The organism is Arthrobacter sp. H5, assembly GCF_000520595.1.
Lineage (GTDB): Bacteria > Actinomycetota > Actinomycetes > Actinomycetales > Micrococcaceae > Arthrobacter_D.
In genome coordinates, this window is record NZ_KI914985.1 from 48,581 (window position 1) to 65,413 (window position 16,833).

At 64.3% G+C, this 16,833-nt stretch carries 18 protein-coding genes, 4 pseudogenes and 1 riboswitch; of the genes and pseudogenes, 6 read left to right on the forward strand and 16 right to left on the reverse strand.

Annotated elements, in window-relative coordinates; genetic code table 11:
* The 5 genes and pseudogenes from Y708_RS30900 to Y708_RS29675 all read right to left on the reverse strand — a co-directional run.
* A pseudogene (locus Y708_RS30900) lies at nucleotides 1–347 on the reverse strand (D-glycerate dehydrogenase); the annotation flags it as partial.
* Nucleotides 344–1,543 (reverse strand): pyridoxal phosphate-dependent aminotransferase, encoded by a 1,200-nt coding sequence (locus tag Y708_RS0106415; RefSeq protein WP_028279287.1) that lies wholly within the window; start codon nucleotides 1,541–1,543, stop codon nucleotides 344–346. The gene Y708_RS0106415 and the pseudogene Y708_RS30900, both read right to left, overlap by 4 nt.
* A 201-nt stretch (nucleotides 1,544–1,744) precedes the next feature.
* A pseudogene (locus tag Y708_RS29670) lies at nucleotides 1,745–1,888 on the reverse strand (glutamate dehydrogenase); the annotation flags it as partial.
* 60 nt (nucleotides 1,889–1,948) lie between these two features.
* A pseudogene (locus Y708_RS0106425) lies at nucleotides 1,949–2,308 on the reverse strand (glycine dehydrogenase (aminomethyl-transferring)); the annotation flags it as partial.
* Between the two features lie 160 nt (nucleotides 2,309–2,468).
* Nucleotides 2,469–2,566: riboswitch (glycine riboswitch) on the reverse strand.
* Nucleotides 2,567–2,746: 180 nt separating this feature from the next.
* A complete protein-coding gene (locus Y708_RS29675; RefSeq protein WP_216699740.1) occupies nucleotides 2,747–3,184 on the reverse strand; it encodes a FadR/GntR family transcriptional regulator in 438 nt (145 codons plus the stop codon).
* Between the two features lie 246 nt (nucleotides 3,185–3,430).
* On the opposite strand from Y708_RS29675, the pseudogene Y708_RS0106435 reads away from it, so the two are divergent.
* Nucleotides 3,431–3,661, forward strand: a pseudogene (locus tag Y708_RS0106435) (lipoyl synthase); the annotation flags it as partial.
* A gap of 154 nt (nucleotides 3,662–3,815) precedes the next feature.
* On the opposite strand, the gene Y708_RS23350 reads toward Y708_RS0106435, so the two are convergent.
* Genes Y708_RS23350 through Y708_RS23360 form a run of 4 tightly spaced genes read right to left on the reverse strand, consistent with a single transcriptional unit; the run spans nucleotide 3,816 to nucleotide 7,027 of the window.
* The gene (locus Y708_RS23350) at nucleotides 3,816–4,277 is read right to left on the reverse strand and encodes a DUF4913 domain-containing protein (protein WP_155853734.1); all 462 of its coding nucleotides are present in this window, start codon (nucleotides 4,275–4,277) and stop codon (nucleotides 3,816–3,818) included.
* A 7-nt stretch (nucleotides 4,278–4,284) separates the two neighbouring features.
* On the reverse strand, nucleotides 4,285–4,914 hold the full coding sequence (locus tag Y708_RS29050; protein WP_155853736.1) for a TraG/TraD/VirD4 family protein: 630 nt from the start codon (nucleotides 4,912–4,914) through the stop codon (nucleotides 4,285–4,287).
* The gene (locus Y708_RS23355; RefSeq protein ID WP_155853738.1) at nucleotides 4,911–6,074 is read right to left on the reverse strand and encodes a type IV secretory system conjugative DNA transfer family protein; all 1,164 of its coding nucleotides are present in this window, start codon (nucleotides 6,072–6,074) and stop codon (nucleotides 4,911–4,913) included. Before Y708_RS23355 ends, Y708_RS29050 begins: the two co-directional genes overlap by 4 nt.
* Entirely contained in the window at nucleotides 6,071–7,027 is a 957-nt protein-coding gene (locus Y708_RS23360; RefSeq protein ID WP_216699741.1) for a type IV secretory system conjugative DNA transfer family protein, read from the reverse strand. Before Y708_RS23360 ends, Y708_RS23355 begins: the two co-directional genes overlap by 4 nt.
* Nucleotides 7,028–7,250: 223 nt before the next feature.
* Between Y708_RS23360 and alr the strand changes: the two genes are divergently transcribed.
* The 5 genes from alr to tsaD are packed head-to-tail and all read left to right on the forward strand — an operon-like array spanning nucleotide 7,251 to nucleotide 11,129.
* Nucleotides 7,251–8,402 (forward strand): alanine racemase, encoded by a 1,152-nt coding sequence (gene alr, locus Y708_RS23365; protein ID WP_035775489.1) that lies wholly within the window; start codon nucleotides 7,251–7,253, stop codon nucleotides 8,400–8,402.
* Nucleotides 8,399–8,944: a tRNA (adenosine(37)-N6)-threonylcarbamoyltransferase complex ATPase subunit type 1 TsaE gene (gene tsaE, locus Y708_RS0106460; RefSeq protein ID WP_028279291.1), complete on the forward strand. Its 546-nt coding sequence runs from the start codon at nucleotides 8,399–8,401 to the stop codon at nucleotides 8,942–8,944. The genes alr and tsaE overlap by 4 nt, the downstream gene beginning before the upstream one ends.
* A 9-nt stretch (nucleotides 8,945–8,953) precedes the next feature.
* On the forward strand, nucleotides 8,954–9,604 hold the full coding sequence (gene tsaB / locus Y708_RS0106465) for a tRNA (adenosine(37)-N6)-threonylcarbamoyltransferase complex dimerization subunit type 1 TsaB (protein ID WP_028279292.1): 651 nt from the start codon (nucleotides 8,954–8,956) through the stop codon (nucleotides 9,602–9,604).
* On the forward strand, nucleotides 9,601–10,065 hold the full coding sequence (rimI, locus tag Y708_RS0106470) for a ribosomal protein S18-alanine N-acetyltransferase (RefSeq protein WP_028279293.1): 465 nt from the start codon (nucleotides 9,601–9,603) through the stop codon (nucleotides 10,063–10,065). The genes tsaB and rimI overlap by 4 nt, the downstream gene beginning before the upstream one ends.
* 2 nt (nucleotides 10,066–10,067) lie before the next feature.
* Nucleotides 10,068–11,129, forward strand: a complete 1,062-nt coding sequence (tsaD, locus tag Y708_RS0106475; protein WP_035775491.1) for a tRNA (adenosine(37)-N6)-threonylcarbamoyltransferase complex transferase subunit TsaD — start codon at nucleotides 10,068–10,070, stop codon at nucleotides 11,127–11,129.
* 53 nt (nucleotides 11,130–11,182) lie between these two features.
* Here the strand turns inward: tsaD and Y708_RS23370 are convergent, their stop codons facing one another.
* The 7 genes from Y708_RS23370 to Y708_RS29685 form a co-directional block, all read right to left on the reverse strand.
* On the reverse strand, nucleotides 11,183–11,860 hold the full coding sequence (locus Y708_RS23370; RefSeq protein ID WP_051478714.1) for a helix-turn-helix domain-containing protein: 678 nt from the start codon (nucleotides 11,858–11,860) through the stop codon (nucleotides 11,183–11,185).
* Nucleotides 11,861–12,558: 698 nt separating this feature from the next.
* Entirely contained in the window at nucleotides 12,559–13,422 is an 864-nt protein-coding gene (locus tag Y708_RS30360) for a thiamine pyrophosphate-dependent enzyme (protein WP_216699743.1), read from the reverse strand.
* On the reverse strand, nucleotides 13,353–14,339 hold the full coding sequence (locus Y708_RS30365; RefSeq protein ID WP_216699744.1) for a thiamine pyrophosphate-binding protein: 987 nt from the start codon (nucleotides 14,337–14,339) through the stop codon (nucleotides 13,353–13,355). The genes Y708_RS30360 and Y708_RS30365 overlap by 70 nt, the downstream gene beginning before the upstream one ends.
* Nucleotides 14,340–14,371: 32 nt before the next feature.
* On the reverse strand, nucleotides 14,372–15,598 hold the full coding sequence (locus Y708_RS27405) for a GMC oxidoreductase (RefSeq protein ID WP_275451101.1): 1,227 nt from the start codon (nucleotides 15,596–15,598) through the stop codon (nucleotides 14,372–14,374).
* A complete protein-coding gene (locus tag Y708_RS29680) occupies nucleotides 15,492–15,947 on the reverse strand; it encodes a GMC family oxidoreductase (protein ID WP_051478718.1) in 456 nt (151 codons plus the stop codon). Before Y708_RS29680 ends, Y708_RS27405 begins: the two co-directional genes overlap by 107 nt.
* Nucleotides 15,944–16,615 carry a gluconate 2-dehydrogenase subunit 3 family protein gene (locus tag Y708_RS23385; protein ID WP_051478719.1) on the reverse strand — a complete coding sequence of 224 codons (672 nt, stop codon included), beginning with the start codon at nucleotides 16,613–16,615 and terminating at the stop codon, nucleotides 15,944–15,946. Before Y708_RS23385 ends, Y708_RS29680 begins: the two co-directional genes overlap by 4 nt.
* Nucleotides 16,612–16,833, reverse strand: a 222-nt coding sequence (locus tag Y708_RS29685) for a hypothetical protein (protein ID WP_028279295.1), incomplete at its 5' end; no start/stop codon positions are given. The genes Y708_RS23385 and Y708_RS29685, both read right to left, overlap by 4 nt.

Sequence of the window (16,833 nt, forward strand, 5' to 3'; positions counted from 1 at the left end):
GTCGCCATGAGGATCAGGCCGAGCGCGATGTCGGCTGTGGCGTCCGTGAGTACGCCAGGGGTGTTGGTGGCCACGATGCCCCGTTCGGTGCAGGCCGGCACGTCGATGTTGTCATAGCCGACGGCGACGTTCGCGACCACTTTGAGCTGCGGGCCGGCGGCGTCGAGCAGCTCGGAGTCGATGCGTTCGGTGAGCAGGCTCACCACGGCGTCGGCGCCGGCTACCCGGCGCAGGAGCTCCTCGCGGCCAATCGACTCCGGACTCTGCCAGGCGTCGACCTCGTGCTCGGCGCGAAGCTTTTCGATAGCGGCTTCGGGTACACGTCCCGTGACGACGACCCGGCTCATGCCGTCTCGATCCACTTGCGCAGGTGGCCGAGGCCGTCGCGGATGTCAGCGACGTCGATGCCCGAGTAGGCGAGCCGGATGTACTGCCGTTCTTCGCCGGGCTGTCGGCGTCCGAAGTGCTCACGTGTGCAGAAGGAGACGCCGGTCTCGTGCAGGGCTGCGGAGGCGAAATCGCCGACTGCCGTGTACCCCATGCGCTGCATGGCCTCGGTGACGTCGGGGAAGAGGTAGAACGTCGACTTCGGCACGGCGACCTGCATGCCGGAGATGTCGTTCACGAGTTCGCATGCGGCATCCCGTCGCTCGCGCAGGATGTCGAGCATCTGCTGTACGGGTTCCTGGGTGCCACGGAGCGCTTCGATGCCGGCCCATTGAACGTAGTGCGTTGTGCACGACTCATCGTTGGTGTTGAGTGTGCTGAGAATTTTGGCGATCTCGATCGGGGCGACGGCGCAGCCCAGACGGGATCCGGTCATGGCGAACTTCTTGCTGAACGTGTAGAGGATCACGGTGCGCTCCGCCATGCCGGGAAGCGAGGCGATGGAGCTGGAGACACCCTCATAGCGCGTCTCGAAGTACGCCTCATCGGAGAGTACCCAGAGGTCGTGCTCCTGGGCGAGCTGTGCGATAGCCTCCCGCTCGGCCGACGTCGACTCAGCCGAGATGGGGTTCTGCAGGTCGTTGTAGATGATTGCGACAGTATTCGGGGTGATCGATGCGCGCACCTGGTCGAGATCGATCGCGAAGCCCTCGCTCGTGGGCAGGTAGCGGTAAGGCACCGCTGTGCCACCGAGGTACTCGATCTGCGATTCGTAGATCGGGAAGCCGGGGTTGGGATAGAGCACTTCCTGGCCGGGGTTCATGACCGCCTGCAGGAATTTCGTGATCACGGGCTTGCCGCCCGTCATCACGACCACGTTGTCAGGGGCGAACTCAATACCTCGGCGGGCCCCAAGATCGTCGGCGAGTGCCTCGCGCAACTGCGGGATGCCGGGGCCCGGGCAATAGCCCGTATAGCCGTCGGCGATGGCCCGGTTCATGGCTTCGATGATATGCGGGGCCGTCGGGATGTTGATGTCGCCGAGATGGAAGGGGTACACGAGGTTCCCCTTCGCCTTCCAGGCGGCCGCGGCCTGGGCGACGCTGAAGGCGGTTTCGGTGCCCAGACGTTCGAGCCGGTTCGCGAGTTGCTGCATGCTGTTCCACTCCTCATCGAGATTGTGATCGATCTTCTTCGGTAATAATTGCTGCTTTTGCGTCGTGGCGGCGGTTAGGCAGGGTTGACTGGTGCCTTTCCGAGGCCCACGGCCAGGAATTTTTTGCGGACGTGGTTCTTAGTCCGTTTCCGGGGCCGATGTAGTAGGGGCAGTCCTGGCTGCCCGGTTCACCGGAACAAATACTGCAGCGTCCACGAACTCGGGATGTTTCCTGAACACCGGGCCCAGAGAGTCGAAGACCTCGATCACAGCCTGGTGGAACTCCGTCTCACCCGGGTTACGTCGGAATACCTCATCATGCACAGAAGGCAACGCTGAATCCATGGAACTCCCCGATCTCGGCAACAAAGCCCTCCGGAAGACGGAGGACAAAACTTTTTAGGCCCTGCCCTGCGAGATCTTGGGCTGATACGGGGTGTAGGCCGTGTACCAAGCGGGAGCTTCCAGGACGTTGCGGCGGATGACCGGTGGCGTGATGGTGTCGTAGTAACCCTGCCCGATCATCTGAACGGCGGTCTTATTCTTGGCCGCCAGCTCACGGAGTTCAGCCAGTACTTCGGTTTCACTGCGGGCATCGCCCAATGAGAGCGGTCCGTCGATACGGATCGAGTCAGGAACCGCGCTGTCAACGAGACCGTCGACGCTGTCGTAGCCCACAGCCTTGAGCATGGTGTCGATGTCCGACTGGCGCCGGGCACCGATATGGCGGTCAGCGAAAATAACCGGAGAAGATTGAGCCGTCATGAAAGGAACTCCATAATTCAGGCAGCGCAAAGCGCCACGATGACTTGGGTTCCTCCCCGCTCTGTATTGGACCTGAGAGTTTCCGTTTTGCCCTGCTGATAGCAGGACGCCACTTGCACCGTCGGTGAGTCCGGTTGGCCGGACTACTTTCCAGAGTTGCCTTGCCGCGGCGGTACACGGGCCTGAGAGATTCCCGGGGAGGGTTTGCTCCTACGGCGCCTGCTACACGTACCGGCAGAACTCTCCCGCCGCAGATCATAAGCAGTTCACTTGTAGTGATACGCGACCCACGTTAGCGCTAGACCTGTCGAATACGCAAATGTGTGTGGGGTTCGCGACCGGCCTGCAGCAGCGGGACATGACCTAGACCTACGACCAACCTGTAAGGGTAGGGAACTCGGAAACATGCACCGCGCATCGATAGTGTTTTGTGCCCGCTCAGGTAGGGGCGAGGAAGTCTCGGAGCAGCGAAGCGGTGCCATGAAGGTGGTCCTGGGACGCCCTCTCAGCGCCCTCCACATCGCCCCTAAGGATTGCATCGACGATGTCCTGGTGCTGCCGGTTCGAGTGCTCTAGATTCGGCTCAAGAAGCGGGATCCGATCCAGAAGGTCGCTAGCTTTCGAACGTACATCCGCCACCGCATGGGCGAGGCTCGGCGATCCGACCACCTCGGCAATCGCGACATGGAATCGGGCATCCTTTGGGCGATATTCACCCGTCGACGCCCGAGAGACTTCATCGAGAGCCTTCAGCAGGTGGCTGCGCTGTGCCGGAGACAGCCGCGCCCCAGTGGCCAGTGATGCCGCTGCGGGCTCAAGGACGCCACGGAACGTCAGGACGTCCTCCACCTCCTCAGGGTTCAACTTCGGGAGCACGTCAGCGACGACAGTCGGACGGAAACACACATAGGTTCCTCCGTAGCGTCCCCGCTGCACCTCGACAAGGACCAGGCACGCCGTCCATCGAAAGTCCCCGCGATCAAGCAAGCTACTGCAGCCCCACACAACGGGGACCACTACTGCCCGGCTACAGCGGGTCCATCCAGTCAAAAGGAGCTTCGCTGTGAGCCTTGCCCCCGAGAGCCTCGCCTGCTGCGCATCGAGGCGCGCAATGCCGAGACGCCGGTCGATCGCTGGGTGAAGCCCGGCGAATTCGTCGAACTGAGTGAGGAGGCGGAAGAGATCGGCTTCCTCGGCGTCATGAGCGGCCCGCTTGTGCGCTCGTCCTATCGTGCGGGCCGCCTCTGGGCGCGGTCCATGCGCAAGAAGGGCCTCGAACTGCCCTCAGAACTCGCGCACCTCGACGACTCCGGCTCCGCCTCCCAGGAAGCATCCTCACTTCTCGCCGGCTAACGCACAATGCCTCTAATAAGGTCCTCGCACTGATCTTGTTCTGCCAACGCCAAGCTGCTCGGCCGCTGCCGCTGAGTTTGGTTGTACCACTGTGGTGCTGGTGCAGCACCAAGCGAAGAAGTCATCTGATCGCATCTCTTTCTGCGCACGGGTCCTACGGGCTGGAAAACAGGCCTTCCGGCGCCGGTACAACAGGCAGCGGTTTGCTGGCCGGTGCATGAGCGGTCAGCGTGCAGCCCTTGAATGGTCCCTTGCTGTAGAACAGTGCCCGCATCGTCGGATCAGCGTGATTTCTCCACCAGTCAGACATCCCGGTTCCCCCATCGAGTCTGAGTGTTTCCCACGCCCTCCATAGGGCGCTGAGACGGCTGACAGCCTCTGTGTGCGCCCACCAGCTGCTGCACCAGGTGAACTCCTTCTCGTGCCCCATCGGGTCGACGGGGCGGGCATAGTGATGGATGAGGAAGTCCGTGACGAACACCTCGAGGTTCGGGAAGAACAACTCGGGGCCACCATCCGGTGTGTCCGTCGAATCGTCCGCCTCGTCATCCTCTGTCGTCCCCTGAACGAGTCGGTCGAACTCGTCCTCAGGCTGGAACGGCGACTGCATATCCATTCCTGATCTACTCCTTCACCATGGTCGACCACCGGTTGCCCCCAGCGGCGGCAACCGGTGGCTGCTGTACCTTCACCGGAGCCGGCGGGTTGGAACGGGCAGCCTCAAACGCGGCCACCTTATCGGCATAAGGGCGGTCACTGATCGGCACAGTGCGGAGCAGGACGGCCCGGGATCCGGAGCCGAGCATAATGGCACGGCCCTTCGGCATCGCTGCAAGGTCAGCGACGGACAGGATGTCGTCGGTGGAGTCCTGGCGGCTCGTGGACCGGCTGTCTTTCTGCCTCGAGGTGGACACCGACGTGTACCGGTACTGACCGACCAGCTCGGAGAGCATCTTGAGAAACCCCTCCTCCTTCACGTTGCCGCCGTAGGTAAACACGTTGGCCGTGGAGAAGAGCTTCTTCGTGCCAGACTCGCCCCACACGTCGACGCCCTGAGACCAGGATTGTAGGAATGTAGAAACCACGATTCCTCGGGAACCGTAGTGACTGTAGAGGTCGGGCAGGTTCTCCCACCGGCACACGTTCGCGGCCTCATCAAGCACGCAGATCATCGGCACCGCAAGGCGGCCGCCCGGCTGGGTTGCAGCGTATTCCTCGGCGGCAGTCGCCGTGGCCACCGTCAGCGACGTCACCAGGGGACCGGCGGTGCCGGAGCCTTCCTTGGACAGCGCGTAGAGGTGTGCTTGCCCTTGATGAACTCCTCGGGCTTGAACTGAGGCCGCGGATCATTCGGTCCACTGGGGTTCACCCAGGGGGCGATCTTCTCGTTCTTCAGGCACGTCGCCATCTGACGCGCTGTGCCGTAGACGCCCTCACGCTGCTTGTCGGGCAGGGCCATGGTGCTGCCCATCGAGTCGGCTTCCTTCCGCCAGCCGGCTTCGAGGAGCAGAGTGGAGGCCTCCTTCTGCTCGGCATGAGACAGCCATGAGTGGACCTGGCTGATGGGTCGATTGCTGACCGCTGCAGCGAGCAGGTAGCCGGCCAGCAGGTCCTTGCCGGCGGTGTCGAAGTAGGCGTCAGCCTTAGCTCCGACAGACCGCGAGCCGAGGGCGAAGTTACTCGCCATTTCGATAGCCCGTTCGGCATCGGTGACGTAACTGAGCGGGTTCCACCACCAAGTGGGTGTCTCGCCCGCTACACTCTGTGGGTCGAAGATCCAGACGTCGCCGTTCTCGGCGCGGATGTCGCGGGTGAGGTCGGAGAGGTCGCGTTTGTTCGAGGTCGCGATCACGGGTCCCGGTGCCTCGATGATCGAGGGCGCGGCCTGCGTCGTGGTTTTACCGGTTCGGGTGCCCCAGATGTGCAGGAGTGTGTCCTCCCACGATGCGTAGAGGGTGTTCCCGCCGCGCACCATCCGCCCGAGCATCACGCCAGGAGCCTGGTCAGTGTTCATGCCGAACCGTGCGGCTTTGGCCTTAACCTGCTTCTCGGTGAACGGGGCGACGTCCTTCAGGGACGCCATGCGCACCGCGGCGCGGTCGTGCTTGACGTGTCTTTTGCCCTTGCGGATGCTGTGCACGATGAACAGCACGAACAGGCCCAGTAGCAGGACGCCGACCGCGATGAGCAAGTAGACCTCCGTGGTCCGCCATGGCAGGGTGCCGGTGAAATTTCCGAGGGATCGGGGCCAGAACCCGGTCGGAATCCCCTCGCGGCGCGGTTCGAGCTGGTGGCCGAGGGTGTTCAACCCGTACAGGGCACCAGGGATGCCGACGAGGGCGAGGATCAGTACGACCAGCAGGGCTGTCTCGCCGCCGAGGCCGGCTTTGTGCTTGCGGTCCAGTGAGCTCACAGCTCGCCTCGTTCCTCTGCAGCGGTGCGCTTGGCCTTGTGCCACTTCTTCTCGGTGTCATGGACACGCGACCGGCGCTCGGTCGGGGTGAACTCCATCGAGAACGGGATGCCCGCCCGCGAGCCGACCTTGATGAAAAACTTGCCCTGCCCCGGAGGGGGCTGGGCGGACCGGTCATCGTTGTACCAGGCGGCGTTGTCGTCGTCCTGCAGCCACGCATTCAACTCGTCATCCGTGAACGATTCGTCCGTACGGCGGAAGACATCGTCGTTGGTGTATTGCATAACGTCGTCGCCGGCGCGGTTCCAGGCGGGCGGGTCCTGCCATGCCGCGAGCTGTTCCTGCTCGCGATTGCTCAGCGGCACGGACTGGGTGAGCAGTGGCATTTCGGAGCGGGCGAGGCCGCCGAGGATCTTGATGCCGCAGCGGTCCATGATGCCTTGAGCTTTGTGGCGGTCGGCTTCGTCCTTGACTGCTTTCAAATCAGAGGGAGTGTGGGAGGCCATGATCTGACCGACGCCCCACTCACGATTCAGGCGGGTCAATGCGTTGACCTGATCCACGATGCCGGGACCGGCCGCGAGGGTGTTCCACAGCTCATCGAGGATCACCAGGAACCGCTGGCGCTCCATCACGCCGTCGTCAGCGAGCATGTTCGACGTCGTGACGGTCCCGAACCCGGCGGACCAGCACGCCATGAGCGTGGCCGCCCGCAGGTCGTTCTCCGCCTGCGAGATCCGGGAGAGGTCGAACGCCATCGGCGTCGTCGCGTCGATCTTGTGGGTGGACTGCTTGGAGAACATGTCACCGAACGCGCCGGCTCCGCAGAGCGAGTTCAGCGAGCTTTCGAGTCCTTCGGTGATGGTGTCGTATCGCTCGTCGCTGCCCCGGCCCAGGGCGACTTCCCGCACCTGAGCGGGACGTGCCTTCAGCACAGTCCGCAGGTCCTCCATGAGAGGGACAGTACCGGCGGGGTTGTGTTCTGCCTCGAGGACCATCAGGCACCGGTCGAGGATCGACTCCTCCGCACAGCACCTACAACTGTCACTAATCTTCTTGCTTGCTCCAGTCTCAGCACTAACCCGGCCGAAGGAAAACCGACATAGGCGAGATCGCACCACCCTTATTCCCCAACTAAATGCAGTGGCCCAAGCCCCCACCTGACAGAATGGGGCTGTGAGTTTTCCAGCTGAACGCCGCGTGGAGATTGACCTCGCGGCAATCCGGCATAATGTCCGGCACATCATTGACGTTGCCAGCCCTGCCCGCGTGATGGCGGTGGTGAAAGCCGACGCCTACGGCCACGGAGCCGTTCCGGTGGCGAAAGCGGCTCTGGAGGCCGGAGCGGTGTGGCTCGGAGTGGCGCACATATCCGAAGCCATCGAGCTGCGGAAAGCCGGCATTGACGCCCCCATCCTCGCGTGGCTGCACACTAAGGACAGTGACTTCAGCGCCGCCATTGAACTCGGCGTGGATCTTGGCGTGTCGGGCTGGGAGCTCGCACACGTGGTGGCTGCGGCAAGGGGACTTGAACGGCCTGCCCGCGTGCATCTGAAAGTCGATACGGGGCTTGGACGCAATGGGTGCCCGCCGGAGCAGTGGGACGGACTGATCGGCCGGGCCCTGGAACAGCAGGAGGACGGACTGCTCCGGGTAGTGGGTGTCTTCTCGCACCTGGCCGTTGCGGACGAACCACACCGTGATGAAACCGATGAACAGATCGAACGCTTCCGGGAAGCCGTGGCCGTGGCGGAGGACCAGGGTGTGGATCTCGAAGTGCGGCACCTGGCCAACACGCCGGGCACACTGTCCCGCCCCGACTCGCACTTCGACCTGGTTCGGATAGGCATCGGGATGTACGGTTTGTCCCCGTTCGAAGGCCAAACCTCCGCCGAGCTTGGGCTCCGCCCCGCCATGACATTCCGCACCACCATTGCAAACTGCAAGGAAGTGCCGGCCGGCCAGGGCGTCTCCTACGGACTTGCCTACCGGACCGGCGAGGCAACCACCCTGGCGCTGATCCCGGTTGGTTACGGCGACGGCGTTCCCCGGGTGGCAACAGGTGCGCCGGTTTCGGTCAACGGCCGGAGCTATCCGGTGGTGGGCCGCATCGCGATGGATCAGATGGTCATTGACCTGAAAGCCACGGGAATCGCAGGGACGGACAAGACTCTCCTGGGCTGCGAAGCGGTCATCTTTGGCGACGGCAACGGCACGCCCACCGCCGACGACTGGGCCCAGGCCTCCGGGTCGATCAACTATGAAATTGTCACGAGGATCAGCCCGCGCGTAGTGCGCAGCTATGTCGATTCGGACGTGGCTCCGTGACCGGTGAACCCGGCTGGTCCCGGGAGACCGAGGTTGCTTCCGCCGCGGACCTGCAGGAAACCGCCGCCACGCTGGGAAAGCAGCTTCGGGCCGGCGACCTGCTGATCCTCACCGGTGAGCTCGGCGCCGGAAAAACCACGTTCACCCAAGGGCTTGGGCGGGGGCTGGGTGTCCGGGCGGGCATCATCTCGCCCACTTTCGTGCTGGTCAGGATCCATCCTTCCCTGGTGAATGGGCCGGATCTGGTGCACGTGGACGCCTACCGGCTGTCATCCTCCGCCGAGATCGACGACCTCGACCTCGAATCCACCATGGACACCGCTGTCACCGTTGTCGAGTGGGGCGCCGGGCGCGCGGAGCATCTCGCGGACAGCTGGCTGCACATCACTCTGACGCGCCACCTGGGCGGTGACACGGCAGCGGAACCGGATCCCGCCGTCGTCGTACGTGACCAGGAGTACGACGACGCCGAGCCGCGCCTCATGCGCGTGGAGGCCTTTGGGCCGCGCTGGGCCGACGTTCCCTCGGGCCTGCTGGTCTAGGCTGATACGGTGCTGATCCTCTCCATCGATACCTCCGCCGCGGCCAGTGCTGCCCTGGTGGATGATGGCGTTGTGGTTGGCCGGTTTGCCACGACCGATACTCGCTCGCATGCCGAGGTGCTAGCCCCGGCCATTCGGGACCTACTGGGCAGTGCCGACGACCCGCGGGTGGACGCGCTCGCTGTGGGGGTGGGGCCCGGTCCGTTTACCGGGTTGCGGGCCGGAATCGCGACGGCGCGGACGCTGGCTTTTGTCTGGAACGTGCCGGTCCACGGCGTGATGAGCCTGGATGCGCTGGCGTTGGAGGTGGCCGCGCATGCCGATGGCGAATTTATTGTGGCCACTGACGCGCGCCGGAAGGAAGTGTACTGGGCCCGGTACGGCGGCGGTTCAGCGGCGCCCCAGCTCATGGACGGTCCTCACGTCGGGGTGCCGGAGGGCCTGCCACCCCTTCCGGTGTTCGGCAGGGGGGCAGGCCTGTACGAGGATCGACTGAATTCCGTTAAGGGCTTTACAGAATTGACTCCTGATGCTGGTGCCTTGGGGCGGATGGCCCATCTTGCGCTGTCTACCGGCCTGCCGCTCCGGGACACTACGCCTCTGTATCTGCGTGAGTCGGACGCCAAAGTTCCAGGACCGCCGAAGAAGGCGACGCTATGAGTTTCACGCTCCGTCCCATGCGGCTCGACGATATCCCGGCAGTAGGCGAGCTGGAGCACAGTCTGTTTCCCATTGATGCGTGGCCGCTGCACATGTTCTTCGAGGAGTTTTCCCAGCCGGAAACGCGGCACTATCTTGTTGCGGAGGTTGAAGGGTCTCTGGTGGGTTATGCCGGTGTCATGTCCATGGCCACGACGGCGGACATTCAGACCATCGGCGTGCTGCCGGAGTGCGAGGGCCGGGGAATCGGTACGGCCATGCTGACGGAACTCTTGGCGGAGGCATGCCGGCGCGGAGCGCTCGAAGTGATGCTGGAAGTCCGTGCGGACAACGGGCGGGCTCGGTCTCTCTACGAACTGTTTGGGTTCGAGCAGATCCACACCCGGCGGGGCTATTACCGTGATGGCGTGGACGCGCAGGTGATGAGGCTGCAGCTTGCCCACCAACGGACGGAGCCGTGACTATGGAAGCGCCGCTGGTGCTCGGGATTGAATCCTCCTGCGACGAAACGGGTGTAGGCATCGTGCGGGGGACCACGCTGCTGGCCAACACCGTTTCCTCCTCGATGGAGGAGCATGTGCGCTTTGGCGGCGTCATACCGGAGATAGCGTCCCGCGCCCACCTTGATGCGTTCCTGCCCACGCTCCGGCAGGCACTTGCAGAGGCTTCAGTGGCGCTGGAGGACGTGGATGCGCTGGCCGTGACCTCGGGGCCGGGGCTATCCGGCGCGCTGATGGTGGGTGTGGCCGCGGCGAAGGCGCTGGCAGTGGCTACTGGGAAACCGCTGTTCGCTGTCAATCACCTGGTGGCGCATGTGGGGGTTGGCCTCCTGGGCGCCGGAGAACTGCCGTCCAACCTGGGCGCCCTGCTCGTGTCGGGTGGACACACGGAGATCCTGCGGGTGCGCAATCTGGCCTCCGACGTCGAGCTCCTGGGATCCACTATTGACGACGCCGCGGGCGAAGCCTATGACAAGGTGGCACGCATTCTCGGGCTGGGCTATCCCGGCGGTCCCGCCATCGACAACATCGCCCGGGAGGGTGACCCGACGGCGATCCGCTTCCCTCGCGGACTGACGCAGCCCAAGTACATGGGCTCTGCCGAGGAGCCAGGGCCGCACCGCTACGACTGGTCCTTCAGCGGTTTGAAAACCGCTGTAGCCCGCAGCGTGGAACAGTATGAGGCGCGCGGGATTCCGGTGCCGGTGGCCGATATCGCTGCGTCGTTCCAGGAAGCCGTGGTGGATGTAATCACGTCCAAGGCTGTGCTGGCATGCCGGGAAAACGGGATCAGCAACCTGCTGCTTGGCGGGGGAGTGGCATCCAACTCGCGGCTGCGCGCTGTGACGCTTCAGCGGTGCGACGATGCCGGAATCAGCCTGACCATACCCCCTGCTGGGCTGTGCACGGACAACGGGGCGATGGTTGCGGCGCTGGCCGCGCGGATCATCATGGATGGCGGAACGCCCAGCGGGATTGCCTTCGGCACGGATTCGTCACTGCCGGTGACCACAACTCACCTCTAGTCCTCCCTAGCTCTCAGATCTCTAGCCCTCAGATGCAGGGGCCGGCTGGCCCGTCAGGGGTTGTTGAGCCGCAGGTACCCGCCCGGGGTCATGCCGACCACGCGCGAAAAGTCCCGGGTGAAGTGCGCCTGGTCGGAGTAGCCGAGGTCAGATGCCACATCGCTGACCGTGCTTCCGCCAGCGGCGAGCCGGACTCCCGCCTCCTGCAGCCGCCGTCGTTGAATCAGCCATTTGGGGCTGAGACCCAGCCGTTTCCGGGTCAACCGTTGCAGCGCCCGCTCGTCCAGGCCCGCATGGGCGGCGAGCTTGTCCACCCGGGTGAGGGACGGCGACGTCTCCACCTGGTCGGTGATGGCGTTGATGAGTTTGTCCTCGGCATCCAGCGGGCCGCAGATGGGCGCGAGCGCCGCGGCCGTGAGCGCCATGCACCTTGAGTGAACATCCAACGACGACGGCGCAGCGGACATTTCAGCGCGGACGTCACGGATGAGCCCTTCGCCGCCGGGGATCGTGTCCACGCTGGAGAGCGGCCGCTCATTGTTGACCAGCTTGGGGAGCTGGGCACCATGCAGCCGGTACCCCGCGGCGGCCTGAAACAGGACACCGAAGGCCCACGGCGTTCCCCGCAGTTCCTTGTGCGAGAGACCCAACTCGGGGCCTTTGACAATCGCATAGTCGGGGGCGATCACCAGCAGCGTGCTCGGGTACTGAAGGACCTTCTGCCCGGACACGGCGCCGTCGGGGAAGTCCCAGACTGGAATCCAGAAGTGTCGGATGATGTGCGCCGACTGCGACGGCTGAATCGGCGAGACGTTCTGCCCACTGAAGAGCCTGTTTGCGCGCCCATGCTCCGTTGGCGTCCACGAACAACTCAGCGCCGCCGATGGCGGTACGTGCGACCCGGACTCTGGCGAGGTCGCGCTCTGGGTCGCGACCCACTTTCATTTTCACTTGGGTTATTCCCTGGCTGACCCATTGGCCGAGTTGCTGCTCGAGCCGCGCATCGGTGTAGGAGGTGAAGCCGCCGCTTCCGTACACCGGCACCTCCGATCGGAAGACCGGTAGAAGAGCGGACACAGGAACCCCCAGCAGCCTGGCCTTGAGGTCCCACAGGGCGACGTCGACGGCCGACAGTGCCGCCGAGGCCAGTCCTGGACGTCCCAGGTTCCGTACCGCCCGTAGCATCAGCTGCCACGCCAGGCCGATGTCCCGGGCGCTGACGCCGGTGACTGCATCGCTCAGCAGTTCGTTGACCAGTACAACTGCGGCCGGGTGCGCGTAGGTGTAGCCGAGGCCGGTCGCACCGCCGGCGTCAACATGGACAATGATGATAGTCGTGGAGTCCCAGGTGAGGTGCCGTCGGACTCGGGCTGATCGGTGGGCACGGTGCAGGCCGCGGCCTGCACACGCGTGATCCTGGGAAGCCTGCTCACTTGTTGAACTCGGCGAGTATGCCCTTGACGCCTTGTTTGATCATATCCACCCGGTTGGTGTCCCCGTGGAGCACGGAGGATGTGTAGGACTTGATCTGGCTCAGGTCGATGTGGGGCGGGATCGGTGGCACGTTCGGGTCCGCTATGACTTCGAGGACTGTCGGACGGTCGGCGGTGAGCGCCGTCGACCAGGCCGATGCAAGCTGCTCGGGGTGGTCGACCATGATCCCCTGCAGCCCGACCATCTGGGCGTACTGCGCATAGCGGAACGAGGGAATGTCCTGGGAAGCCTCGTATTTCGGATCACCTTCCATGCCCCTCATCTCCCAGGTGACCTGGGCGAGGTCCTGGTTGTGCAGGACCATAACCACCAGGCGGGGGTCGGCCCAGTCCTTCCAGTACTTCCTGATGGTGATGAGCTCGTTGATGCCGTTCATCTGCATCGCCCCATCACCCACAAGGGCAATCGCCGGCCGGTCGGGGTGCGCGAACTTTGCGCCGATGGCATAGGGTACTGCCGGGCCCATGGTGGCAAGCGTCCCGGACAGGGATGCCCGCATACCTTCACGCAGTTTGACGTCGCGAGCGTACCAGTTGGTTCCTGAGCCCGAGTCAGCGGAAATCATGACGTCATCGGGCAGATGGGACGACAACTCCCAGAAGATCCGCTGTGGATTGACGGGTTTGGCGTCGTTCATAGCCCGGGCCTCGACGATACGCCACCACTCTTCGACGTTGGACTCCACCGTCTGTCGCCACGAGCGGTCGCTCTTGGTCTTGAGGAGCGGCATTAACGCCTGCAGGGTGGCCTTGGCATCTCCGGCGAGATTGACCTCGGTTGGATAGCGCAGGCCCAGCATTTTGGGGTCGATGTCGATCTGGACGGCGCGCGCCTGGTCGAACTCGGGCAGGAAGCGGGGGTAAGGGAACCCGGTGCCGACCATGACCAGGTGTCGCAGTCCATCATCAGGTCGTAGCTGGGCTTGGTGCCCAGCAGTCCGATGGCCCCCGTCACGTATGGCAGGTCATCGGCCAGGACGTCTTTGCCCAGTAGGGCTTTGGCGATCCCGGCTCCGGTGATCTCCGCCAGTTCGACCACTTCGGCTGAGGCCTTGCGGGCTCCGCTGCCGATGAGGATCGCTACCCGCGAACCGGCGTTGATCACCTCGGCTGCCCGGGCCAGGTCCTCCCCCTCCGGCAGGATGCGGGGCGGTCGGTAGTCCGAGGAGGTGGGCAGCGACTTCAGTGCGTGTGGCGGCGGGGTGTAGTCGACCTCCTGCAAGTCCGCCGGCACGATAATGCATGTGGGTGTCCGTTCACTCAGCGCGATACGGATCGCACGGTCGAGCAGCCCGGGAAACTGCTCGGGTGTCATTGCGGTGTGAACATACTCGTGTGCAACATCCTTGAACAGCGACTGCAGGTCCACTTCCTGTTGGGCGTGTCCTCCCAACGCGTGCCGCGGCTGCTGCCCGACAATGGCCACGACGGGGACATGGTCGAGTTTGGCGTCGTATAGCCCGTTGAGCATGTGTATGGCACCCGGACCGGACGTAGCGAGGCAGACCCCCAGCCGGTCGCCGTACTTGGCGTATCCGACCGCTTGGAAGGCGGACATCTCCTCGTGCCGGGACTGGATGAAGCGGGGTTTGTTGCCGGCCCGGTTCATGGCCCCAAGGATTCCGTTGATGCCGTCTCCGGCGTAACCGAACACCTCCTCCACGCCCCAGTGCTGCAAACGCTCGACCAAGACGTCGGCGACGGTTGTGCTGCTCACGGTGTCTCCTTCCTTCGATGGTGCACGTGGGCCTATAGTTCACCCTGTCGACCGGCCGTGATGAGCTGGTCAGCCGTACGGGCGGCTATTGCCTGGATGGTGAGGCTTGGGTTGGAGGCCCCCGACGTGACGAAGACGCTACCGTCGCAGACGTAGAGCCCGGGAACGTCCCAGCTCCGGCAGTTGCGGTCTACCACGGATGTGGATGGGTCGTCGCCCATGCGGCATGCGCCCATGAGGTGGGCAGTGTTGGGCACCCTGAAGGTGGCCTCCGCCCCGGCGGCTTCGAGGATCCGCCGCTCGGTGCCGGTGCCGGTATCCAGGATCTTCTTGTCGTTGTCGTCATAGGAAAAGGAAACGACAGGGACCGGCAGGCCGAATGCGTCGGTTTCGGAGTCCGAAAGTGTGACGCCGTTGCGGTCCTGGGCCATGGTTTCGCCGACGAGGCCGAGCCCGGCGTAATGACTGTAGTCGTACATGAACTCGCGCAGACTCTCGCCCCACAAGCCCAGCGTGGAGGCGGCGATCTTTGCGAACTTGCCGGGCAGTGGACCGACGGTCTCGATGCTGTACCCGCGGACGAAGTCCTTGCTGGGGTCGGTCTCGTAGAAGTCCTGGGTGATGGTGCTCGGAGGCGGGGCCTTGAACTGGGAGACCGGTTCAGGGAAGCGGCCGAAGACGATGTCTGACCCATGGATCATCAGCCCCTTGCACACCTGCCCGCTGCTGTTCGCCAGCCCCTGTGGGTGCTGCGACGAAGCGGACATGAGCAACAATCGCGGCGTCTCGATGGAGTAGGCGCTCACGATGACCACTCGGGCGCGCACCTCATGCTCACTCACCCGTCCCTGCGCGTCCCGTTGAGAGCAGACGACGCCGCGGGCACGGCCCTGCGGATCGGTGGTGATGGTGTGGACCATGCAGTCTGGGCGGATCTGGGCGCCCTCGGCGAGCGCTTCCGCAGCATAGGTCACAAGCGTGCTGGACTTGGCATTTGTGGTGCACCCCGACATGCACCAGCCGCGGTACACGCACGGCGGACGGTGCCCTTTCGGGGCGGACAGCGTAGCTATGGCTCCGGGCCGCCAGGTGATGCCCAAGGTTTCACAGCCACGGGCCATCACCTCGCCGACACCGTTGAGCTGGTGAGGCCTATAGGGATAGCGTCCACGGCGGGAGGCGTCCCACCGGCCAATCCAGCGGCCCGGCAATACCCAGTTCGCGCTCGACCTCGTCGTAGTACGGCTCGAGATCTTCATAGCTGAGCGGCCAGTCCGAGCCGACCCCATCACGGGTGTGCGTCTCAAAGTCGGAACGATGCAAGCGCAGCGCATACATCGAGTAGTGGGTGGTGCTGCCGCCGACACCCTTCCCCGTAACGTTGCCCGCCAGCTCGATCGGGTCATCCCCGGCGCTGACTCGGCGGTCGCGCCAGAACAGCTTGGTCATCGCCCGCTCATCGGACAGGAAGTCGGTCTGGGGATCCCAGTGGGGACCGGCGTCCAGACCGGCCACCCGCCATCCTGCGGCGGCGAGCTTGCGCACCAGCACCGCGCCTGCGGCACCGACGCCGACCACCACGGCGTCCAGCTCATCGCGGGCGCTCAATGGAGGCCTCCGCCGGAGCCAGAGGGGCCAGTCCCCGCACGGCGATCTCTCACCATTGGCACGGACGACGCCGGCGCGGATTCCTTCGGCTGCCATGGGTCACGCTCTCCGTAACCGGTTCGCATGTAACCGCGTTTGCTCGCCGGACCGGGCCAGCCGATCTCCGCCCACGCCGCGGGATGGGCGTAGTAGACCTCCACAAGCTCCTGCATCACCTTGTCGAAGGTGGCGGCAGCGGGAATTTCCCGCCAGGTCTGCCCCTCGGCTTCACCGGCCTGCACGGCAGCGAGCACGTCGTCGCGTTGCTCGTTTCTGAGTTCTGTGAATCCGATGCCATATCTGGCCGCCGAAGTCTCCTCGAATCCGCGTAGCGCGAGCCGCCATACCTGCTGGTCCCACGGCATGCCGTCCTTACGGAATCCGTCGGTGTCATCCTCAAACAGCATCTGATCGATGAAAGGGGTGACTGGGACGGCGTCGTCAGCGTTGCGGTCGGGCTGTGGAAGCAGCCTGTCGACGACGGCGTCGAGCAGCTGAGCTTCATCCTCGGTGAAGAAACGGCGGGGTGGAACCTGTTCGATCCGCGCCAGCACCAGCTCGCGGGTACGGTCTTCCCAATGGTCAGACTGCGCCAACGGGTCGAAACCTTCGAAGGGGGAGCTTTTCATGACATGGCTCTCTCCGCTGCGAGCCCAAGGCCGACCATCTGCAACGGTGCCGGAGCCGGCGGACCGTTCAGCCAGTTGAACAGGAACGAACGCCGGTCATAACCCCCGTAGCGTCGGTGCAGCCCGTAGAGATGGAACCCCGTGCCCGCGACTCCCAGCACGGCGGTCCAGGTCGATGCGGCGACGGCTGCCGCCCGCGCCCGATCGCTGTCCGAAGC